This window comes from Streptomyces sp. NPDC001536 (assembly GCF_042894505.1).
Classification (GTDB): Bacteria; Actinomycetota; Actinomycetes; order Streptomycetales; family Streptomycetaceae; genus Streptomyces.
Window position 1 is genome coordinate 32,047 of the sequence record NZ_JBIAVQ010000018.1, and the last position, 22,012, is coordinate 54,058.

Sequence of the window (22,012 nt, forward strand, 5' to 3'; positions counted from 1 at the left end):
CGGCGCCGCACCTGTGCAGACTCACATGTGCGCGGCGCCCGGAACCGCTCGACCAACCAGGGTGAGAGGCCGGCCGGTGGGCAGCCGGCCGGCCTCTCACGTCAGGTCGTCATCAGGTGCGGGTCCAGCGCTGGTTGCTGCCGCCCGAGCAGCTGTACAGCTGGATCTGGGTGCCGTTCGCGGTACCGTTCCCGACGGCGTCGAGGCAGAGACCGGACTGGACACCGACGATGGACCCGTCGGAGTTGAGGCGCCACTGCTGGTTGGCGCCGCCCCAGCAGCTGTAGATCTGGACCTTGGCGCCGTTGCCGGTGCCGGCGGCGTCCAGGCACTTGTTCCCGTAGACCCTGAGCTCACCGGCGCTGGTGGACGTCCACTGCTGGTTGGTGGCGTTGTTGCAGTCCCACAGCTGGACCTGGGTGCCGTCGGTCGTGCCGGCGTTGGGAACGTCCAGGCAGCGACCCGAACCGACGCCCTTGATCTGTCCGCCGCCGCCCGACGGAGGAGGCGTGGTGGTGCCTCCGTTGAGCGCGTTGAGGACGGAGGTGTAGGCGGCCTTCTTGCTGCCGTCGCCGTTGAACAGCAGCGGCGTCTGCTCCGCACGCCAGGAGTCGGTGTCGCGCACACCCCACACGGTGATGCCGAGGCAGCGCGCAACGGCCAGGCAGTCGTTGGTCACGTTGGCGTACGTCGTGGGCGAGGCGCCCTGGATGTCGAGTTCGGTGACGGCCACGTCGACGCCGAGGGCGGCGAAGCTCTGCAGGGTGGTGCGGTAGTTGCTGTTGTACGGGCTGTCGTTGTTGAAGTGCGACTGGAAGCCGACGCAGTCGATCGGTACGCCGCGCTGCTTGAAGTCCTTGACCATGGCGTACACGGCCTGGGTCTTGGCCCAGGTCCAGTTGTCGGTGTTGTAGTCGTTGTAGCAGAGCTTGGCGGCCGGGTCCGCGGCGCGCGCGGTACGGAACGCGACCTCGATCCAGTCGTTGCCGGTGCGCTGCAGGTTGGAGTCGCGCCGGGCGCCCGAACTGCCGTCGGCAAACGCCTCGTTCACGACGTCCCACTGCGCGATCTTGCCCTTGTAGTGGCTCATCACGCCGTTGATGTGGTCGATCATCGCCTGGCGCAGCGTGCTGCCGCTGAGGCTCTGCATCCAGCCGGGCTGCTGGGAGTGCCAGGCCAGGGTGTGTCCGCGGACCCGCTTGCCGTTCTGCACCGCCCAGTTGTAGACGCGGTCACCGGCGGTGAAGTTGAACTGGCCCCGCTGCGGTTCAGTGGCGTCGATCTTCATCTCGTTCTCGGGCGTGACCATGTTGAACTCACGGCCCGCGATCGATGTGTACGCCGAATCGCCCAGCCTGCCCGAGGCGATGGCGGTGCCGAAGTAGCGGCCGCTCTGCGCCGCCGCGGCGCCGAGTGTGCTCTCGGCGGCGTGCGCGGGCGGCGGCGTCACCAGGGCGACAACCGCGCTGAGGCCGATGGCGAGCAGCGCCAGCGGCGCGCTGCGGGTCCTGCGGCGGTCTCCGGCTCTGGGAAGGGCGTTCAAGCCCATGGCTGTGCCTCCAAAATAGACATCACGGAATGGCTGAAGTGCAGGGGGCGGCCGGACGGAGCGGTCGTGAGAACGGGTCGTTCTCGACCGGTATGCACGGCACTTGTCGGTCGCCGGGTGATGTTCGGCGCGCGGCTGCGCGGTTTCGGCACGGGCACGGGGTGACTCCAACGCGGCTCAGCCGGGGGACCGTCACGCGGCGTCGCTTACCTCTCCAGGTGCGCGAAGAGCCAGCTGCGCCGGTGCGAACCTCACCGGAACGAAACGGGTGGCGCAGGTGCTGTGGTGCGTGGGCAGGCGGGCCCTGCGGGGTGCACGTGGCTCTGTGGTGCACCAGAAGTTCCGCACGGCCCATAAGGTTCGGTATTTCGAACTCTGATCGGCCCTTGGTGAAGGATGATTGGGGCTTGATGGTGGATCGTCAATACATTCGCCGAGAAAGTTTCCTTGTTCGCTACGAAACATTCGAACAGCCATTAGGCCTGATAAGAGGCGTCGGCGCGTGACCGTGGACGGACGCCGCACGGCCCGCGCCGCACCCGAGGCCGGCACGCAGAGCCGGTACTTCATCATCAAATCCCTGCTCAAGCCCTCTGCGCTGGAGGGTCGCGCCATGCCTTTGCCGTGCGCTCCCGACGGGCGCGGCACCTCGTTCGGCGCCGGAGGGGCGGACCTGTTTGAAGACAGAACAGCGCCAGACCTTGACCGAGGGACCCCGTATTTCTATCTTGTGACGCCGAAAGATCTGTTAGCTCTACGAAAGTTTCGATGAGTTCAACTTCTTCGGCTCGACCGCTCCGCGGTTCGCCGACGCCACCACGCCCCGCCCCCTAAGGAGGCCCTCAGATGTGGTTGCGCCACCCCTCCACGGTCCCGCTCAGACGCTTACTCGCCGTCCTCTCGCCACTCCTGCTGGTAGCCACCTTCCTCGGCGCCCAGCCCGCCAGCGCGGCGACCGTCGATCCCAACGCCACGTATGTGCTGGTCAACCGCAACAGCGGCAAAGCCCTGGACGTGTACAACCTGGCGACCAACGACGGCGCCCGCATCACCCAGTGGGCCAGAAACGACCAGAGCCAGCAGCAGTGGCAGTTCGTCGACTCCGGGGACGGCTACTACCGCATCAAGTCCCGTCTCTCGGGCAAGGTACTGGACCTGTACAACTGGTCCACCGCGAACGGCGGCTCCATCGTCCAGTGGACCGACCTCAACGCCACCAACCAGCAGTGGCGGCTGGCCGACAGCCCGGACGGCTACGTGCGGCTCATCTCGCGCCACAGCGGCAAGGCCCTCGAAGTGCAGGGCGCGTCCACCGCCGACAACGCGAACATCGTCCAGTACGACGACTGGGGCGGGACCAACCAGCAGTGGAAGCTCGTCAAGGTCGGCGCCGACACCCCCGGCGCGTGCGATCTTCCGTCGACGTACCGCTGGTCATCGACCGGCGCGCTGGCGCAGCCCAAGTCGGGCTGGGTCTCGCTCAAGGACTTCACCGTCGCCCCCTACAACGGCAAGCAGCTCGTCTACGCCACGACGCACGACACGGGGACGAGTTGGGGTTCGATGAACTTCGGCCTGTTCACCAACTGGTCGGAGATGGCCTCGGCCAGCCAGAACACGATGTCGTCGTCCACCGTCGCACCCACGCTCTTCTACTTCGCGCCGAAGAACATCTGGGTGCTCGCCTATCAGTGGGGCGGGACGGCCTTCTCGTACCGGACATCGAGCGACCCCACCAACCCGAACGGCTGGTCGTCGCAGCAGGTGCTGTTCTCCGGAAGCATCTCCGGCTCCGGAACGGGCCCCATCGACCAGACGCTCATCGGTGACGGCACGAACATGTACCTGTTCTTCGCCGGCGACAACGGCAAGATCTACCGCGCCAGCATGCCGATCGGGAACTTCCCGGGCAGCTTCGGGACGACCTCCACCGTGGTCATGAGCGACACGACGAACAACCTGTTCGAAGCGCCGCAGGTCTACAAGCTGCAGGGCCAGAACCGTTACCTCATGATCGTCGAGGCGATCGGCTCGCAGGGCCGCTACTTCCGCTCGTTCACGGCCACGAGCCTCAACGGCACGTGGACGCCGCAGGCCGCCACCGAGAGCAACCCCTTCGCCGGGAAGGCCAACAGTGGTGCCACCTGGACCAACGACATCAGTCACGGCGAACTGCTCCGCACCAGCGCCGACCAGACCATGACCGTCGACCCCTGCAATCTGCAACTCCTCTACCAGGGGCGCAGCCCCAACTCAGGCGGCGACTACGGTCTCCTGCCCTACCGTCCGGGCCTGCTGACACTGCAGCGCTGACGGCGTGACACGGGTCCGGCTCCGGTAAGGGAGCCGTACTGGGCGGGCTCGGCGAAAGGCCGAGCCCGCCCATTCCAGCCGCGGGACGGGCGTGCTCGTGACTGACGAGTGCGCCGCTCGCCAACGTCCTTGGCCCGTCGGCCAATGAGCCGGTGTCCGTGTCCGTGGCGGAAGGCGCCACCGCGGGCGGAGCGGAACGCGCCACGGCACCGGGCAGCGCCTCGTCCGCGTCTCACCGAGGAAGCCGACGACCGCGCCGTCAGCCCCGCCGGACCGCCCCCAACTGAGCCCGGTGCAGGTCCGGGGCGGCGAATTTCTGTGCCACCGTGCGCAGGACGCGGGCCATCGCCTGGGCGGGCGGGGTGGCGGGGCGGGCCGCGGCCCGCGCGAGGAGGATGCGGCGGGTGGGGGCCGGGACGTCGGAGGCGAACGGCAGCAGTCGTACGTCGCTGCGTCGGCTGGTGAGGGCCAGGCGGGGCGCGAGTGCGATGCCGAGACCGGCGGCGACCATGGCCTGCGCCTCCTGGTAGTCGTGCGAGGAGTAGGCGATGCGCGGCTCGAACCCCGCCTGGCGGCAGCTGCGGCGCAGGACGTCGGCGACGGGATGGTTGTCGGCGCGGATGATCCACTCCTGGTCGGCGAGGTCGCCGAGCCGCACGGAGGGATGGGTGCGCAGGGGCGAGTCGGCGGGGACGACCAGCACCGTGGGGTCGTCCAGCAGGTGGGTGAGGGCGAGCGCCGGATCGTCGAGGCGGTTCCACTCGTAGTCCCAGAGCAGCCCTTGGTCCACCTCACCGGTGTGTAGCAACTCCCTGAGCTCCGCGAGAACTCCGGCGCGCACCTCGATGCGGATGCCGGCGTGGCGCCGTCGGAAACGTGTGAGCGCCAGCGGCAGCAGGGACGCGCTCGCCGTGGGGAAGGAACCGAGGCGCAGGCTGCCCTGGTCGAGGGCGGTGAAGGAGTCCAAGTCGGCCTGGGCGGCACGCAGCTCCCGGCGGATGGCCTGACCGCGTTCGGCCAGCGCGGCACCCGCCGGGGTGGGGCGGATACCCCGGGGCAGCCGCTCGATCAGGGGTTGGCCTGCCTCCTGCTCCAGCAGGGACATCTGCTGGGAGGCGGCGGAGGTCGTCATGCCGAGGGCCTCCGCCGCGGCCGTGAGCGAACCGCGTTCGGTGGCCTCGGTGAGCAGCAGCAGACGGCGCACATTGAGCATGCCAGTGACTTTAGCTGAGCTAAACCCAGGTGAAGCGAACTGCGATTGTTCCGAAGTCACACCTCTGCGAAGGTCTGCGCAATCGCCGAGCGGTTCACCGGCCCGACATGCGCCTGTAACCACCGCCTCGGCCCCCTTCCCCTACCTCCGTTGATCCAGGAAGAGCCTCAGACGTGCACATTCCCGCGACCCTGGTACGTGGCGGCACAAGCAAGTGCTGGCTGTTCAACCAGGTCGAGGTCCCCGCCGACCGCGGCGACCTCGAAAGGCTTCTGGTCGCCGCCTACGGCGCCACCGATCCCGTAGAGCTGGACGGGGTGGGCGGGGCGACCCCGACCACCTCCAAGGCGGCCGTGATCAGTGCCTCACCCCAGCCCGGCATCGACGTCGACTACCTCTTCGCCCAAGTCGGCATCGGCACAGGCTCGGTGGAGTGGACGAGCAACTGCGGCAACTGCGCCACCGGCGTCGCCCTGTACGCGGTGACCAAAGGACTGGTTCCGGTCACCGGCGACCAGACCCGCGTGGTGATGCGCAACACCAATACCGGCGCGGTCCTCGAAGGGATCGTCGACACCCTGGGAGGCGTGGTGCGCCACTTCGGCAGCCAGACCGTACCCGGCACCCGGGCCGGCGGAGTCGCGGTCGGCCTCACCTTCCGCGACCCCGCCAATGACACCGACCGCCTGCTCCTCCCCACCGGCCGGGCTGCCCAGGACCTGCGGGTCGGCGCCGCCGAGCCGGTCCGCGTGAGCATGGTGGCCGCAGGCGCTCCGGTCGTCCTCGTCGACGCCGCCAGTGCCGGGCGTACCGGTGCCGAATCACTGGAGCAGTTCAGCGCGGACGTCCCCTGGCTGCGCACCGTCCGCCATGCCGCCGCACCCCTGATGGGGCTGCTCCAGCCGGGCGAGGAACCGGGCGACGCGGTGCCCAAGGTGGGCCTGGTCGGCCCGCCGGTGCCGTACACCACCACGCTCGGTGAACCGGTCGGTGCCGAGGACTACGACGTGGCGGTGCGCATGCTCAGCATGAACGCCCCGCACCCCGCCATCGGCCTGACCTCGGCCGTCGCCGTCGCGGCGGCCGGGCTGCTGGAGGGGTCCGTGGTCTCCCGGATCACGGGCGGCCCGAGGGACGAGTGGCTGCGCCTCGGCACGCCCGCCGGTGTCGTCGCGGTCCGCTGCACCGACGTACGGGACGGCCTGCCGCACCGGGTCACCGTGCAACGCGCGGCCCGTCTGCTCGCCGACGCCCGGATCTACGTACCGCAGGCAGGCCACCCGCAAGCCGCCTGAACCGCGGCAGACCTCCCCCTGTCACGCCGGCTCCCCGCCGCGCTGCCCTCGCGCCCTCGGGGCGCGCCATCCCGTCCCCACCGCACCAAGGACACAGATGTCTGTTGAAGTGATCTCCATAGGCGCCCTGTTGGTGATGTTCGTGGTCGGCACCGTGCTGCCGATCAACCTGGGCATCCTCGCCTTCGTCGCCACCTTCGCGGTCGGGACCGCCTCGCTCGGCCTCACCGAGGACGAGATCTTCGAGGGGTTCCCGGCGAAGCTCTTCGTCACCATCGTCGGCGTCACCTACCTGTTCTCCGTCGCCCGCCGCAACGGCACCATCGACTGGCTGGTCGCGGCCGGAGTCAGGCTGGTACGCGGCAAGGTCGAGCTCATCCCCTGGGTGCTGTTCCTGGTGGCCGCCCTGCTGACGGCATTCGGTACGTTCACGCCGGCCGCGGTGGCGATTCTCGCGCCGATCGGCATGAACTTCGCCTACCGCTACAAGCTCAACCCGCTGGTCGTCGGCATGATGGTGATCAGCGGCGGGCACGCGGGCGCGTTCTCCCCGCTGGCCGTCTCCGGTGCGCTGGTGCTCGGTCTCGTCGACAAGACGGAGGTGCACGTCTCGGCCGTGACCCTGTTCAGCGCCAGCTTCGTGATCAACCTCGTGCTCGCGGTCCTCACCTACATCCTGCTCGCCAAGCGTCCCGCCCCGCTGGCCGAGGGCGCCGCACAGGCGACCGACGACGAGGACCTCGCCGTCTCCGCCAGGCCCGACTGGCGGCAGTGGCTCACCCTCGCCTCCCTGGTGGCCCTCGTCGTCGGCGCGCTCGGCTTCCACCTGGAGATCGGCTTCCTCGCGCTGGCCGCGGGCGCTCTGCTGGCCCTGGTCGACATGAAGCGGCAGGAGAAGGCCGTCGACGGCGTCAGCTGGTCCACCCTGCTGCTGGTCGCGGGCATGATGACGTACATCGCGATGCTGGAGAAGGCCGGCATCATCGAGGAGATCTCCGAGCACGCCGCCAACCTGGGCGCCCCGCTCGTCGTCGCCCTGCTGCTGTGCTTCACCGTGGCCATCACCTCCGCCTTCGCCTCCTCCACGGCGATCCTCACCGCGATCATCCCCCTCGCCGTACCCCTGCTGCTGTCCAGCCATCTCAGCCCCGCGGGACTGATCGCCGCACTCGCCGTCTCCACGACGATCGTCGACACCTCCCCCTTCTCGACCAACGGAGCGCTGGTCCTCAGCAACGCCCGCGGCGTGGACACCCGCCGCTTCTACCGCCAGGTCATCGGCTACACGAGCGGCATCGTCGCCCTCGGCCCCGTCCTCGCCTGGGGCGCGCTGGTCCTGCCCTGGTCCTAGCGCGAAGACCGCCGACCGACACCGGAGGGCGCCGAGCCGAACCACGGACGGCGCCCTCCACGCTGCGGCCCGGCTGAACAGCAGTGCGGCCGAGCGGGTTTGCGCACTTCGATGCCGGAGACGCGCGCTGACGCCGCTCCGACGGGGTCAGTAGCCGTAGATCATCTTGTAGGCCGCCTCGGGGAGGAAATCTCCGGCCCTGGAACCGGCTCCGACGCCGCAGTTGCCGTCCGACTCCCCCGGGGTCTTGATCCACAGGAGCATCTCGGCGCCTCCGCCCGTCCGGGTGGGGGTGCCGATGCGGCGGCCGGAGGGGTTGCACCACTGGCCGTTGGAGCCGTTGCCGTTGCGGCTGGTGTCCACGACGAAGGGCTTGGTGTAGCCGTAGCGGGCGCTGAGCTCACGGTTGACGGCGTCGCCGTAGGCGGTGTTCTCGGCGGTCGTGAGGTAGTTGGAGACGTTGAGCGAGAAGCCGTGGGCCTGGCGGAGGCCGGCTTCGTGGAGGCGCCGGGCCATGGTCGCCGCGTCCGTCCAGGCGGGGTTGCCGGCGTCCATGTAGACCCAGGTGTTGGGGGCTTGGCGGCTGAACTCGCCGAGAGCGCCGGTGAGCATGGCCTCGCGTTCGTCGATCTGGGCCTGGGTCATGCAGCCGTAGTCACCGAGGGAGTCCGGTTCCAGAATGACGACGGCCGGGCGGCTCGCTATCCCGCCGGCAAACTGGGCGACCCAGCTCGCGTAGGCGGACGGCGAGGTGGCTCCGCCGGCGGAGTGGCCGCCGCAGTAGTCGCGGTTGTAGACGTTGTAGGCCACGAGGATGGGCAGCTTGTCGGCCTGGTCCGCCGCTCCGACGTAGGCCCCCGTGGCGGTTCCTATGGTGCCGCTCCAGGAGCCGAACCAGCGGGCCATCGGGGTGTTGGCGATGGCGGAGTTGATCGCGGGGGCCCGGCCGTCGCCGGGGTTGGCGGCCACCCATCGCTTCGCCGTGGAGTTGGGGTCGACGTAGAACCCGCTTGTCATGGTGGTGGGGTCGGCCGCCTGTGCGGACGGTGCGGCGGCGAGCGCCAGCGGCAGGGCGCAGAGCGCTGCCGCCAGGGTGCGGAGTCTGCGGCTCATCACAGGACCTCGGTTTCCTGGCTGGGATTTTCGTGGATGGGGAGCGCTCCCATCGGAAGCGCGGGATCACCCTTCTCCTCGTGCGGAGGGGTGGGGGGTTGGGTGTGCGGATCCTCCGATCGGTCAGGGCGTGGACAGGTCGAACCGGGGGACGCGGACGGCCGCCGAGCGCGTGGGTGGCGTGGTTGAAGAGGGCGAACCGGTAGCCCGTGAAGAACCGCCGGTCGTTGCCCATGGAGAAGGCGGGGCCCAGGCGGACGAAAGTGGTGCCGTCTCTGCTGTCGCGCTTGAGGCCGATCCAGGCGGAGGAGTCACGCAACAGCGCAAGTCCGGCCCGGTCGCCGTCCCGCATCGCGGAGTGATCGAGCAGGACCGTGGCGGTGGAGGGGGCCCTGGATGCGGTGGGTGAGGATGTTGCGGCCCAGTAGAGGTCGTCGGTGGCGGTCGCGGTCCGCAGGGTCAGTCCGTTGTTCACCGACCATTTGGTGTTGTCCGGGTTGTGATGCCCTTCCCATCGCGGCTTGAGGGTCGAGCCGTCGAAGGTGTCGACGCCACTCATGAGGGTGACCTGGCGGGAGGAGGCGGCACGACGGGGCTGGCCGCCGGCGCCCTGATCCCGCCGACGAGGCCACGTTTGGCGTGCCCATGACATATGCATGGATGAGGTTCTCCTTCTGCGCGGCCCAGCTGTATGCGAAATGCCGAACATGGATCGGCGTCGAGCATTCAGGATGACAGGAGGCCGGCGAATCCCGTCAATACCTCTCGCATGAATCGCCGTTCACTTCGAAACATTCGAAGAGCTTTGATCCCATGTCAGTGTGAGCTGTTTGCGCAGACTATGCCGATATGCCGTTCTGCTTGGCTGGATCATAGAAGCAATGCGGTGATGGGTGTTGACATGCCCGACGGCCTCCCTAGTATCCGTGAGGTCTTGATTTCCGAATGGTTCTCGAAATTTCGAACCACATAGCTCGCTTCCTTTTCATGTCATGGACGTGACATCGATCCCCTGTGAAGGAGCCCTTCGTGCCCAGACGGTCAGGCGGACGACTGCTCCGCCTCCTCGCGACCCTCGCGCTGACCCTCGCCGCGGCCGTGACGAATGCCGCTCACTCCACGGCTTCGGCCGCGCCCGGCAGCCCCGCGCTCACCCCGCCGTTGGGCTGGAACAGCTGGAACAGCTTCGGCTGCGGGATCACCGAGACCCAGGTCCGCCAGGCCGCCGACGCGATGGTGTCCTCGGGCATGCGGGACGCCGGCTACCAGTACGTGGTGGTCGACGACTGCTGGTTCGACCCGCAGCGCGACGCGGCAGGCAACCTGCGCGGCAACCCGACGAAGTTCCCCAGCGGGATGAAGGCCCTCGGGGACTACATCCACAGCAAGGGCCTGAAGTTCGGCATCTACCAGGTGCCCGGCGAGCGCACCTGCGCGCAGGGCACCGGCGCCTATCCCGGGGCGACGGGCAGCCAGGGCCACGAGGCCCAGGACGCCGCCACGTTCGCCTCGTGGGGCGTCGACTACCTCAAGTACGACTGGTGTTCCTCCAGCGGCACCCGTGACGAGCAGGTCGCGCGGTTCACGCTCATGCGCGACGCCCTACGCGCCACCGGACGGCCGATCGTCTACAGCATCAACCCCAACAGCTTCCACGCCATCACCGGCGCCACGTACAACTGGGGCGAGGTCGCCGACCTGTGGCGGACCACCGAGGACCTGCTCGACATCTGGCAGAACGGCAACACCAACAGCTATCCGATGGGCGTCGGCAACGTCCTGGACGTCACCGCACCCCTGGCCGCGCAGTCGGGCCCGGGCCACTGGAACGACCCCGACATGCTCGTCGTCGGCCGACCCGGCCTGTCGCTGACCGAGTCCCGCTCCCACTTCGCCCTGTGGGCGCTGATGAGTGCCCCGCTCATGGCGGGCAACGACATCCGCACCATGTCCGCCGACGTCAGCGCCATCCTGCGCAACCCGCGCCTGCTGGCGGTCAACCAGGACACGCTCGGCGCGGGCGGACGCCGGGTGCGCGACGACGGCGCCACCGAGGTCTTCGCCAAGCCCCTCGCCGACGGCTCGGTCGCCGTGGGCCTGTTCAACCGCGGCGACAGCACCGCGACCGTCACCACCACGCCCGCCCAAGTCGGCCTGTCCGGCGGACCGTTCACCCTCACCGACCTGTGGACCGGCGGCACGTCCAGCACCTCCGGCCAGATCTCGGCAAGCGTCCCCGCGCACGGTGTCGCCGTGTTCCGGGTGACCGGCGGCAGCCCGCTGACCGCCACCACCTCACGCCTGCGCGGCACCGCTTCCGGCCGCTGCGTGGACGTCGACAACGCCTCCACCGCCGCCGGGGCCACCGTACTGCTCTGGGACTGCCACACCGCCGCCAACCAGCTGTGGACCACCTGGACGGGCGGCGAGATCCGCGTCTACGGCGACAAGTGCCTGGACGCCTACAACCAGGGCACCACCAACGGCACCCGCGTCATCACCTGGCCCTGCAACGGCCAGAACAACCAGAAGTGGACCGTCAGCTCCGACGGGACGATCCGCAACGCCCACTCCGGACTGTGCCTGGACACCAACGGAGCCGCCACCGCCAACGGGACCCCACTGGTCCTGTGGACCTGCAACGGCCAGGCCAACCAGAAGTGGTCCCGCGCATGAGCAACCACGCTTCACAAGAAGGAGTTTCATGACGAGGACAAGAACCCTCTTACGGTCCGCCGTGGTCGCGGTCCTGGTCGTCCTGAGCCTGGGCGGCACCGCACTGGGCCGCGGCCAGACCGAGACCACCCGGCCGCCCACCGCCGCCGGCGCGGCCACCGCACCGCAGCGCGCCGCGGCCGCGAGCCCGGGCTGCGGCAAGACCCCCACCCTGACGAGCGGCACCTACACGATCCAGAGCGGTGGCAAGAACCGCAGCTTCATCCTGCGTGTCCCGGACGGTTACGACCGCGACCGCGCCCACCGACTGATCTTCGGGTTCCACTGGTTGGGCGGCACCTCCACGGACGTGGCCACGGGCCGCACCGTGGAGACGGGCACCTGGGCCTACTACGGGCTCCACCGGCTGGCGAACAACAGCGCCGTCTTCGTCGCCCCGCAAGGCCTCAACAACGGCTGGGCCAACTCCGGCGGCGAGGACATCACCTTCGTCGACGACATGATCCGCCGGATCGAGGCGGACCTCTGCGTCGACACCACGCAACGCTTCGCCCTCGGCTTCAGCTACGGCGCCGCCATGTCGTACTCCCTCGCGTGCTCCCGCGCCACCGTCTTCCGCGCCGTCGCGGTCCAAAGCGGCGGACAGCTCAGCGGTTGCAGCGGCGGCACGCAGCCCATCGCCTACCTCGGAGTGCACGGGCTCAGGGACAACGTTCTCGGCATCTCCGGCGGACGGGCGATGCGGGACAAGTTCGTCCGGAACAACGGCTGCACTCCCCAGAACCCGCCCGAACCCGCGCAGGGCAGCCTGACCCACCGGGTCACCACCTACACGGGCTGTTCAGCCGGACACCCGGTCGCCTGGGCCGCGTTCGACGAAGGACACATCGCCGCCCCGCAGGACGGAGCCCCTGGTGACAGCGGCAGGAGCTGGCTGCCGGGAGAGGTGTGGAAGTTCTTCACGCAGTTCCAGACCTCCGACCCGCCACCGGGAACCGCCTCCTGCCGCGTCACCGACGCCATCAGCGCCTGGAACAGCGGTCTGACCTCGAACATCACCATCACCAACACCGGCGCTACCGCGATCGACGGCTGGTCACTGGCCTTCACCCTGCCCGCCGGCCAGGCCATCACCTCGGGCTGGAACGCCGACTACTCGCCCACCTCCGGCCAGGTGACCGCCAAGAACCTCTCCCACAGCGCGACCATCGCGCCGGGCGCCTCCGTGACCATCGGCTTCCAGGCCACCCACACCGGCAACACGGCCGCGCCGACCACCTACACCCTCAACAGCACCGCCTGCACGCCCCTCTGACTCCATCGCAGGCAACCTCACCTCACCTCTCCTTCGCCGGAGCCGTGGCGAAGGGGGCACCGGACAACGACGCATGCCGCCGGAGCTACCACTGCGGCGGCATGCCGTCACCCGCCGGAGACGCGGCAGCGTGGTGGACAGATCCGACGACGCCTCCAGGACGGCGAGATGGCGGAGATCACCACGTCGTGGCCGATCCGCACACCTCACTCGCCCGCGTCGACAACCTCGCGCGGGCCCGGATGGTGACACGCTGAAGGCCTTGTCCACGGGGCTACCGCGCGGGGCCTCCGCGATGGCGGTGAACCGCGGCTGAGCCCGGTGTCCTCTACGTCACCCGGTCCGGGTGCAAGGTCCGAGAAACTCGACAGCCAGAACGTTGTTCCGACTCCATCGCGATCCGGCTCCGTCACTGGCCGGACTGCCCTCAGGCGGTCGGGAGTTGTCCGGACCATGCGGCGCGCAGGAGCTGGCCGAGGCCGCCCGCGGTCACCTCGCGAGGGTTGGCGTTGGGGCACGACCGCCCGAGGCGCCCCATCGCGATGGCACCGCCTTTCTGGTGGACAAGAGCGGGGTCGACCTTCCACGCATCGACCCAGGTGTCCGCGTACATGCTGATGTGCTCAGGCGCGTACACATGAACGTGCTCACGAAGGACAGCGTGTCGCAGCTTGAGCAACGGGGGTCGGCGGTCGACGCTTTGGATGTGCGGTCGCTGGCCAGATGACCGGCATCAGGAGGTTGGTGGGCATGCTTGTTCTGGGGCGTTCGCACGTCGAGGCCCTCCTCGATGTGGACTCGTTGATCGATGCCCTGGCCCCGGCGATGGCAGACCTCAGTGCGGGCCGTGCCTCGGTACCCGACCGCGTCGCCGCTCTGGTGCCTGACCGCGACGGGTTCCTGGCGGCCATGCCGGGCTTTTTGCCGTCGGCCGGGGTGCTCATGACCAAGCTGGTGTCACTCTTCCCCCACAACGACGGGGCACGTCTGCCTACCCACCAGGCGTTGATCGTGGCGTTCGATCCCGATACTGGCGAGCCCGCTGCGCTGCTGGACGGTACCGCCATCACCGCAGCGCGGACCGGCGCCTGCTCCGCGCTGTCGGTGCGACTGCTGGCCCGCGCGGACGCGACGGTGCTGGCAGTCCTGGGCACAGGCGTGCAGGCCCGGTCCCACGCCCGCGCGATCTGCCGGGTCCGCGCGGTCCGGCAGATCCGCGTGGCCGGCCGGGATCTGGCGAAAGCTGCTGCTCTGGCCGAGGAACTCTCAGCCGTAGTGGAGGCCGACGTCCAGGCTGTGTCCAACTACGCCGAGGCGCTTGATGGCGCGGACATCGCCGCCGCGACCACACACGCCGTCGAACCTGTGATCCGCCGTTCCTGGCTGACACCCGGGGTGCACATCACGTCCGTGGGGTACAACCCGGTCGGTCGCGAGATCGACGAGGCCACAATCACCGAGGCGCTCGTATGCGTTGAATCGCGACAGGCCGCGCTTGCCCCGCCCCCGACGGGCAGCAACGACCTTCTCATGCCGATCCGCGACGGCCTCATCACAGCCGATCACGTGCACGCCGAGCTGGGCGAACTCATCGGCGGCAGCAAACCGGGACGCACCGCGCCGGACCAGATCACCCTCTACAAGTCGGTCGGCGTGGCTGTACAGGACGCCGCGGCCACAGCCCTGGTCGTCGCCGCTGCCCGCGAGCAGTCAATCGGCCAGGAGATCACACTGCGGTGATGCCGACACCAGCGCGCGATCGCCCCACCGTGCGGCGGTCGGATCGGCAACGCGCGGCACACCGGGCTGAGCACATGCGCCCGTACGCGGCCTAGCACATAGGCGCGTACGCCGACACCCAGGCGAGCGAATGGACGGCGAAGGCCTCATTGAACTCGACCGCACCCACTGGGGAAGCGCTGGAAGCCCGCCCCGGTATGTCGCCACCCTCGGCGAATGTGAAGCGCCCCTCGCATTCGCATCGGGTGGTCCAGACTCACGCCGGCGGCACGCCCAGCAGGTAGAGGCGGGCGATCTTCACCAGCTCCTCGGTGAGTTGACGCCACGTCAGCGGCCGTGCGGGCTGAACAGGTTGGACGCCGTGGCAGCGTCTCCGGATGCTCCGCACCCCACACCCGACGCCGTCTCTCCAGGGTCTTCTCGGGCCGGGCTCGGCCGCCCGAAACGGAGGATCACTTCCCTCTTCCGTTGTGTCCGCGGGAAGCGAACTCCCGTACCCAGCAACAATCATCTTTGGCCATAGCCAGTGGGCTATCGTTCCGCCGGTGGGCGGTGGGGCGCCCCGGAGGGGGAAGTTGTGGTAGCGAATGGCGAGGGGTCGCGGCTGGTCGCGACCGAGGGCGGCCACCGAGTGACACCGGCCGAGCTCTTCTTCGACTTGGTGTTCGTGTATGCGATCACTCAGGTCACAGCACTGATGGCGGCCGACCCGAGGGGGTTGCGGCTGCTCGGCGGGATGGTCGCGCTGGCGCTGCTGTGGTGGTGCTGGTGCTGTTTCGCCTGGCTGGGCAACGTCGTACGGGCCGACTCCGGCGCGATGTTCACCGTGCTGGTGTCCGTCATGGCTGTCGTCCTGATCGTGTCGCTGACCGTGCCCGAGATCTACGACGACGCGCCCGGCGGACTGCCCGCCCCCCTGGTCTTCGTCCTGTGCTACGGCGCCGTCCGCGTCCTTCACCTGGTCACGTACTGGCTGTCCGACCCCACCGATCAGGCACTGCACCGCGTCTTGCGCCGCACCGCCCTGCTCTCGGTGGCCCCGCCGTTCGCCCTGCTCCTCATCGGTGCGGCGTTCACCGGCACCACCCAGATCCTGATCTGGCTCGCTGCCGTGGTCATCGACTACCTGGGCATCTTCCTCACCGGAAAATCGGGCTGGCGGGTCGCCTCACCCGGCCATTTCGCCGAACGCCATGGCCTGATCGTCATCATCGCCCTCGGCGAGTCGATCGTCGCCATCGGCGTCGGCGTCTCCGGCTTCGCGCTGAGCACCCCGGTCGTGGCCGGTGCCGCCCTGGGGCTACTCGTTTCCGCAGGGCTGTGGCGCCTGTACTTCCGTCAACTCGCCGAGCCGGTCGAGCATCGGCTGACCACCGTGACCGGCGACGACCGCACCCGGCTGGCCCGTGACGCGTACACCTTCCTCCACCTTCCACTCGTGGCCGGAATCGTCATCACCGCCCTCGGCATGAAGAAGGCCCTCACGCAGATCGCCGACACCGGCCACTACGACCTGACCGAACCCCTCCACGGTCTCGTTGCCTGGGCCCTGCCCGGCGGCGTCGGCGTGTTCCTCCTCGCCTCGGCAGCCCTGCTCTTCCGCACCACGAGCCACCGCTCCCCGCTCCTCCTCGCCGGCGGAGCCGTCTGCCTCGTCGCAGGACCCGCCGTCACCTTCGTCCCCTCTCTCGTCGCCCTGACCCTGCTGGCCGCGCTCGTGACCGCCCTAGTCCTCCTCCAGGACACCACCGTCCGGCCCCAGACGACCGCCACCGGCTGAGCCCCTGGCCGGCCGGCCCCTGCGGGGGTCAGCGAGGAGAGCCAAGCGGCGCCCCGCAGGCGCGGGGAGCACATGAAGGCTTGGAAGAGGGGCTGCTCCTGCCGTGGCTCCCTCAACTGCCAGGAGCGGCATGCCACATGATGGAGCGTCCGTGTGCGGACGAGGGAGGCAGACGCGCACGCGAGTGCCAACGGCAGTGAGGGGGCCGACGGGCGGGACAAGGGTCGCAAGCAGCTCTCACAGCGGCTGGGATCCCGGAGTTGACGGTCGACGAGGTGCAGCCGCTACTGGGTGCCAAAGCACCCGGAGGTAGCTCCTGCAACTCCTCGCACACGCGCCTCCTTCGAACTGCTGCTCTGCTTCGTCGTCGGAGCCACCTTGTTCGCGGCGACCTGATCCCGCTTCTTCCACCGCGGACCGCTGGCGTACCTCCTCAACACCACCACCGGACTGGCGAACCGCGTCCGCTGAGCCTCGGGCGGGCACCCCGGAAAGTCCGTACACCGGAAATGTCTGCTGCTCAAGATCACACTGCCGGTTCTGGTGCCAGCTCCCGTCGGCAAAACCAGGCCCACCCGCGCCTGTACACCGGATCAGCACCGGTGCGGCAGTGGCCAGAGCGGCGGCCTGACTCAGCCCATTCAAGATTCCCCAGGCCTTGCTCTGCCCGTAGGTGGCCAGTTCGGTACTTTGAGCCGTCGACACAGGGGGCAGAGCTTGAGATACGTGATCATCGAACAGCGAGCTCGCGGCACCTACTGGCACGATCCCCACCCATACCTTGCCGAGTTGCCCCGACTCGCGCCGGCCCTCCCGCCCGGGGCGCGCGCCTTTGCCACACACCCTGAGCACGACGATTTCTCGGCCCCGCGGTGTGTGAAAGACCTCAGACTCACCGCGCTGCCCCCGACTGCCGGCGCCACAGATCAGTTCCAGCTCCATTTCACCTGGCCAGCCAGCCAAGACCACGTGCTGACAGTTCACTACTACGGCGTCACCAGCGTCCAGGTGGAAGCCGACGGGGGCGGCGTGCTTGAACTGTCCGACTTCAACACCGTCCGCCTGGACGAACTCTTGCCCCACGAGTCCGGCTGCCGACACGAGCTGAGACTCACGACCGGCAGCATCCGCATCGTCTGCCAGGACCTGGACGCCCAATGGGCCCTCCCCAGCAGCGATCGAGCTCAGCCCGCTTGACTGGCCCATTGAGACTCCGCCGACCTTGCATGATCGCTATGGTGCAGCCACCGACACGGGAGGTCTCATGGCTGACTACGCCACCCACGCTCAGAACGCCCGCGAGTTGCTCGAAGCGCTTGATGCCAAGTCCGTGGTCAAGAAGCGTGTGTACGACGCCAAGGCAGTCATCGCGGTCGCCCAGGTCGAGGCGATCCTGGCGCTTGCCGCCGCGGTAGCCGCGCAAGGGACAAGCACAGACCCACGCTGATCCACCGCAGCAGTCTGTAACTCCAGCCAGATCGAAACAGACGTCGCAGTCTTCGGCTGGTGCCACGGGCCCCGGCTCAGCACTCAAGACGTGCTGGCCTGACGGTTCGGCGTGGGCCGCTCCACCATTGCCCGCGCCATCGGCGAGGTCGATAGAGATCTTCGAATACGTCTCTGTCCGTGGTTTCGTGAAGGGCGAGTGAGGGCGCCGGTCAGCCCAGCAAGGCGCTGGCTGCACGCAGTTCGTCCAGGGCCGCCAGGGTGTACCCGGCGAGTTCGTCCTTGCCGTCACGGTCGCCCTCGGACCATCTGGCGTATCCCCGCTTGAAGGCGAGGAGGCCCAGCTCGCCCGCCAGAGCCGCGGTCGCATCAGTGCAACTTCGGCCTTGCGGATCCCCTTGTTCAGGGCGTTCAGCCAGCGGGGGAAATGATGTTTCCGCTGCTGGGTATCAACTGCTGGTTTCGTCGATGGAAGCGGGTTCTGGCGCCCTTGAACCTGTGCGGCCGAACGTTTGAGGCTTGAACATCTTGATCCGGTTGACGCTGCTTTCGACAAAGCCCGCATTCCAGGGCTGCATGAGGCCGGCGATGACCGCGTCGAGGTCGCGTTCGAGGTGCTGAGCGAACCGGCTGAGGCTGGGCAGCTCGGTGGCAGCGTGGGCGGACTCGATCCATTCCGGCAGTCGGTCGCCCTCCACCTCGGTGACCATGCGGGCGAAGGAGCGGACGTGCTCGGTGAGTGCTGCCAGCTCAGGGCAGTTGACCAGGGCAGCGGGCGACGGCACGGGCCGACGTCGGCCGGGGCTCGTTGGGCTGGGGCTTGCCCCGCAGGGTCTTCCTGACGTGGCCGCGGACGAGACCGTCGGCCGTCGGCGCGGTTCAGGCAGCGACCGGGCGGTAGCCCAGGAGGACAGTCTAAGCGCTCGTTCCCGCCGCCTGACGGTCCCGGGACCTGTTCGTACCGATCTGGCCTGCTGGCCTGACCAGGCAAAATGGGCCGATGAGGTGAGGTTGCGCAGACTCGGGGAAGAAGGTGCGGCAACCGACAGGAGGTTGCTGTGAAGGGTGGAGACCTGGAACTGGGCGAGTTGCTGGCCGCTGCGGAAGCGGCCCCGCCCGGTGAGTCCGTCGACGTGGTGGCACACGACCTGCAGAAGCGGTTCGGTGCCGAGAGCGTGTCCTTCCTGTTTGTCGACCTCATCGGCCAGCGGCTGGTACGCCTCGCCGCGGCCGGCGATGAGCCCACCGACCCTGGCGAGCCGATCGACCTGCAAGGCAGCGTCTACGACAGCGTGCTGCAGAGCCAGCGCCAGCATGTGGAGCCGGACGGCCAGGGCGGACGGCGCGTCATCACGCCGGTCACCAACCGCGGCGACTGCATCGGCGTCCTGGAGGTGACCCTGCAGTCCGCGGACGACGCTGTGCTGCGGCAGGTCCGCGACGCGGCCCACGCACTGGCCTACATCATCGTCACAGACCGGCGCTTCACCGACCTGTACCACCTGGGCCGGCGCACCACCGAGACCAGCCTGGCCGCGGAGATCCAGCACCAACTCCTGCCCTCGGCCCCCTGCTGCGAGTCCGCCCAGTTCACTCTGGCCGCCGGGCTGGTCCCGGCCGACGACATCGGTGGCGACACCTACGACTACACCCTCGACCGCGACACCCTGCACCTGTCGATCACCGACGCCATGGGCCACGACACGAACTCCGCGCTGCTTGCCACCCTGCTGGTCGGCGCGCTGCGGCGAGCACGCCGCAGCGGCTGCGACGCCCTCAAACAGGCCAACCATGCCCATCAGGCCCTGCTGAGCCACAGCAGCAGCCTGGCCACCGGACAACTGCTGTGCGTCGACCTCGAAACGGGCCTGTGCGAACTGGTCAACGCCGGCCACCCCCGGCCGCTGCTGATGCGTAACAACGCCGTCGAAGAGGTGGAACTCGCCGTCAACCTGCCGTTCGGTGTGGCGGCACCCGCCCCCTACCACCTACAGGAACTGCACTTGCGTCCCGGAGACCGCCTGGTCCTGCTCACCGACGGCATGCAGGAGCGCGGTGCCGCGGCCGTCGACCTGGCCTCGGTCGTTCACGACACCCGCGCACTACACCCGCGAGAAGCTGTCCGGAGCCTGACCGCCGCGGTGCTCGACGCCTGCCATGGCAACCTCAAGGACGACGCCACGGTCTTGATACTGGACTGGCACAGCAATCGCCGTCGGCCGGCCGGAACAAGACCCGACCCGCACCGATGAGCCGCAACGGCCTGTTCCCAGAGCTTCTTGAGAGCACGCCCCGGTGGCGCACCCCGCAGAGTGTCCCGAACGCGACCGTTGGCCCTACGAAGCGGGTGTGGGCGTGGAGGGGAGGCCGGCTCGGCGGCTGGGCATTGGGGAGGCAACACGACGGACTCTTCGCCGTCCCCCAGCCGGCGAAGAGCCTTCCGACCCGGTGTGAGCTCTCTTGCACCTACGGCCCCTGACAGTTGCGCGAAGCATCCTGCGCCCATGACGGGGCGGTCATGCTCAGCGTCACCTCGCCTCCCAGCTCTAGGGGTGCTCGCCGAGTTGGAGGAGCCCAGCCAGGGAGAAGCAGAGGGCTCCGGTGAGGGTGCCCCAGTTGGCGATATCAGCGTTGACGAGGCTGTCGGTGGCGGGGCGAGTGTAGGCAGCGAGCGCGGACACCATGAAAAGGACGGAGCCGAACTGGTTCACGGCAACGATCCACCAGCCGAGACTGCGCGGGCAAAAACAGAACCGGCCGTGACAGATCTCCACGAAGCCCAAGTGGCCGGAGACCAGGAACAGAGCGCAGCCGATCACATCGGGCACCCAGATCAGCCGGTTGACCTGCTGGACGTCCAGACCCTGCAGGAAGGAATCCAGCAAGTCGACGGCGAAGACGAGTGTGCCCGCGAACAGAACGAACGTGCACACCCAGTCCACCCGCATCGGCTCATAACTCCACCACCGCCAGCCGCCGGTGACCAGCCGGCCCTCGCCGCCGCTTTCGTGGCGGGGCGCGTTGATCACCTGGAGCAGTGAGACGTATCCGCCGGTGTTGAAGAACAGCCCACCCGCGAAGTAGATCGACGCGCACTCGGTGGCATCGCCAGAGCCGAACTGGGCGAGCGCCGCGCCAGCGGCGAAGAGTGCCCCGCCGATGACGAAAGCGATCGCCGCGATGGTGTTGAGCCAGTTCAGGCGCGCGATGGCAACAGCGTCGGCACGGATGTACCGAGCGGCCGCCGCACCGTGGGGCCGCAGGGCCAGTACTCCGCGCCGGCGGGCGAGCCGCGACTCCCACACGGCGCTACCGCCGCCGGGAGGGCGCCAGGTGAGCCGGGTGGTGAACGGTCCCGCGCCCTCGGCGCACTGCTCAGACTGTGCCACAGGCCCAGCCGATAACCTCAGGTGCAACGGCAGGAGAGACGTGACGCCGTCCTGCCCAGCCACCACCGCCACGGGCTGCGCAGGAGCGGCAGGGTGCCCCGCCGGCCCCCTCTCGGCGGCGGGATGCGCGCCATGGCCGGTCGATGTGGACGCGATGGCGGCGACACCGCCCTCTCCCCCGGGGCTGACGGGCGGGCCTCATGTGGCGCCGTGCCACACGCTGCCTATCAGAGCTGACCCGATCCACGAAGGCAGGACAGGAACAAGGCAGCGTCACAAGACCGGCAGGCAGGCGGCTGCGCTGCCTCCTTCGGCGCAGGGGCTGTCGAACCAGAAGACGACGGTGAGCGGGGTGCCGGCCGGGGCGATCAGGCTCACTGGAGCCCCTACCCCCCTTGGCGCACCCGCCGGAGAGGCCTCCTTCATCACTCATGGCATTTCCCTGACACTGGGCGCTTGGGACGCCTCACCTCACGCCCTCTGAACACACGGCGACTCTGCCAGAAGAAACCACGCGAAACAGTCATTACATGCGCGTTTTATCCACATCAGTTCGACAGTCGACACGACCGCCACGGGACGCGAGGCGTACGAACCAGACGGGACCTGCAACATCCCCGCAGACGACGCTGAGAGGTTGTCGCCAGGTCCGTGCCACCCGACAGCGGCAACCCGATCCGGATCGGCGACGGCTACTACGAACCCCGACGGGACAGGTCTCAGCCAAGCCCTCCAAGCAGCCCGTACAGACCCTCGGCCGGTCACCAAAGGTAGCCGTCGCGAAATACGCCTGATCCGGCCACGAGCACCTCGGCCTGATCTACTGGCGGAA

The 22,012-nt window shown here is 68.7% G+C and carries 16 protein-coding genes and 1 pseudogene; 10 read left to right on the forward strand and 7 right to left on the reverse strand.

What is annotated here, in order from left to right:
* Positions 1 to 112: 112 nt before the first annotated feature.
* Positions 113 to 1,549 (reverse strand): endo-1,4-beta-xylanase, encoded by a 1,437-nt coding sequence (locus ACFY0U_RS37670; RefSeq protein WP_388643733.1) that lies wholly within the window; start codon positions 1,547 to 1,549, stop codon positions 113 to 115.
* An 846-nt stretch (positions 1,550 to 2,395) separates the two neighbouring features.
* On the opposite strand from ACFY0U_RS37670, the gene ACFY0U_RS37675 reads away from it, so the two are divergent.
* On the forward strand, positions 2,396 to 3,862 hold the full coding sequence (locus ACFY0U_RS37675) for a non-reducing end alpha-L-arabinofuranosidase family hydrolase (RefSeq protein WP_388643735.1): 1,467 nt from the start codon (positions 2,396 to 2,398) through the stop codon (positions 3,860 to 3,862).
* Positions 3,863 to 4,121: 259 nt separating this feature from the next.
* On the opposite strand, the gene ACFY0U_RS37680 is transcribed toward ACFY0U_RS37675, so the two are convergent.
* A complete protein-coding gene (locus ACFY0U_RS37680; RefSeq protein ID WP_388643738.1) occupies positions 4,122 to 5,075 on the reverse strand; it encodes a LysR family transcriptional regulator in 954 nt (317 codons plus the stop codon).
* Between the two features lie 173 nt (positions 5,076 to 5,248).
* Between ACFY0U_RS37680 and ACFY0U_RS37685 the strand changes: the two genes are divergently transcribed.
* Positions 5,249 to 6,370, forward strand: a complete 1,122-nt coding sequence (locus tag ACFY0U_RS37685) for a PrpF domain-containing protein (protein WP_388643739.1) — start codon at positions 5,249 to 5,251, stop codon at positions 6,368 to 6,370.
* Between the two features lie 97 nt (positions 6,371 to 6,467).
* Positions 6,468 to 7,721, forward strand: coding sequence for an SLC13 family permease (locus ACFY0U_RS37690; RefSeq protein ID WP_388643741.1), 1,254 nt, complete (start codon positions 6,468 to 6,470; stop codon positions 7,719 to 7,721).
* Positions 7,722 to 7,868: 147 nt separating this feature from the next.
* Here ACFY0U_RS37690 and ACFY0U_RS37695 read toward each other — a convergent pair whose 3' ends face one another.
* Both ACFY0U_RS37695 and ACFY0U_RS37700 read right to left on the reverse strand, forming a co-directional pair.
* A complete protein-coding gene (locus ACFY0U_RS37695) occupies positions 7,869 to 8,834 on the reverse strand; it encodes a glycoside hydrolase family 6 protein (RefSeq protein ID WP_388643744.1) in 966 nt (321 codons plus the stop codon).
* Between the two features lie 313 nt (positions 8,835 to 9,147).
* Positions 9,148 to 9,543 (reverse strand): annotated as a pseudogene (locus tag ACFY0U_RS37700) (xylosidase); the annotation flags it as partial.
* Positions 9,544 to 9,863: 320 nt separating this feature from the next.
* Between ACFY0U_RS37700 and ACFY0U_RS37705 the strand changes: the two are divergent.
* Positions 9,864 to 11,510 carry a glycoside hydrolase family 27 protein gene (locus ACFY0U_RS37705; protein WP_388643747.1) on the forward strand — a complete coding sequence of 549 codons (1,647 nt, stop codon included), beginning with the start codon at positions 9,864 to 9,866 and terminating at the stop codon, positions 11,508 to 11,510.
* A gap of 28 nt (positions 11,511 to 11,538) precedes the next feature.
* Positions 11,539 to 12,825, forward strand: a complete 1,287-nt coding sequence (locus ACFY0U_RS37710; RefSeq protein WP_388643748.1) for a cellulose binding domain-containing protein — start codon at positions 11,539 to 11,541, stop codon at positions 12,823 to 12,825.
* 427 nt (positions 12,826 to 13,252) lie between these two features.
* Here ACFY0U_RS37710 and ACFY0U_RS37715 read toward each other — a convergent pair whose 3' ends face one another.
* A complete protein-coding gene (locus ACFY0U_RS37715) occupies positions 13,253 to 13,438 on the reverse strand; it encodes a hypothetical protein (protein ID WP_388643750.1) in 186 nt (61 codons plus the stop codon).
* Positions 13,439 to 13,575: 137 nt separating this feature from the next.
* Between ACFY0U_RS37715 and ACFY0U_RS37720 the strand changes: the two genes are divergently transcribed.
* The 4 genes from ACFY0U_RS37720 (at position 13,576) to ACFY0U_RS37735 (ending at position 17,792) form a co-directional block, all read left to right on the forward strand.
* Positions 13,576 to 14,565, forward strand: coding sequence for an ornithine cyclodeaminase family protein (locus ACFY0U_RS37720; protein WP_388643752.1), 990 nt, complete (start codon positions 13,576 to 13,578; stop codon positions 14,563 to 14,565).
* Positions 14,566 to 15,142: 577 nt separating this feature from the next.
* On the forward strand, positions 15,143 to 16,345 hold the full coding sequence (locus ACFY0U_RS37725; protein WP_388643755.1) for a low temperature requirement protein A: 1,203 nt from the start codon (positions 15,143 to 15,145) through the stop codon (positions 16,343 to 16,345).
* A gap of 726 nt (positions 16,346 to 17,071) precedes the next feature.
* On the forward strand, positions 17,072 to 17,542 hold the full coding sequence (locus tag ACFY0U_RS37730) for a hypothetical protein (RefSeq protein WP_388643757.1): 471 nt from the start codon (positions 17,072 to 17,074) through the stop codon (positions 17,540 to 17,542).
* A 67-nt stretch (positions 17,543 to 17,609) separates the two neighbouring features.
* Positions 17,610 to 17,792: a hypothetical protein gene (locus ACFY0U_RS37735; RefSeq protein ID WP_388643759.1), complete on the forward strand. Its 183-nt coding sequence runs from the start codon at positions 17,610 to 17,612 to the stop codon at positions 17,790 to 17,792.
* A gap of 448 nt (positions 17,793 to 18,240) precedes the next feature.
* On the opposite strand, the gene ACFY0U_RS37740 is transcribed toward ACFY0U_RS37735, so the two are convergent.
* Positions 18,241 to 18,576: a hypothetical protein gene (locus ACFY0U_RS37740; protein WP_388643761.1), complete on the reverse strand. Its 336-nt coding sequence runs from the start codon at positions 18,574 to 18,576 to the stop codon at positions 18,241 to 18,243.
* Between the two features lie 273 nt (positions 18,577 to 18,849).
* Here ACFY0U_RS37740 and ACFY0U_RS37745 point away from each other — a divergent pair, with 273 nt between their 5' ends.
* On the forward strand, positions 18,850 to 20,043 hold the full coding sequence (locus tag ACFY0U_RS37745; RefSeq protein ID WP_388643762.1) for a PP2C family protein-serine/threonine phosphatase: 1,194 nt from the start codon (positions 18,850 to 18,852) through the stop codon (positions 20,041 to 20,043).
* Between the two features lie 294 nt (positions 20,044 to 20,337).
* Here ACFY0U_RS37745 and ACFY0U_RS37750 read toward each other — a convergent pair whose 3' ends face one another.
* Entirely contained in the window at positions 20,338 to 21,180 is an 843-nt protein-coding gene (locus ACFY0U_RS37750; protein WP_388643764.1) for a hypothetical protein, read from the reverse strand.
* Between the last annotated feature and the right edge of the window lie 832 nt (positions 21,181 to 22,012).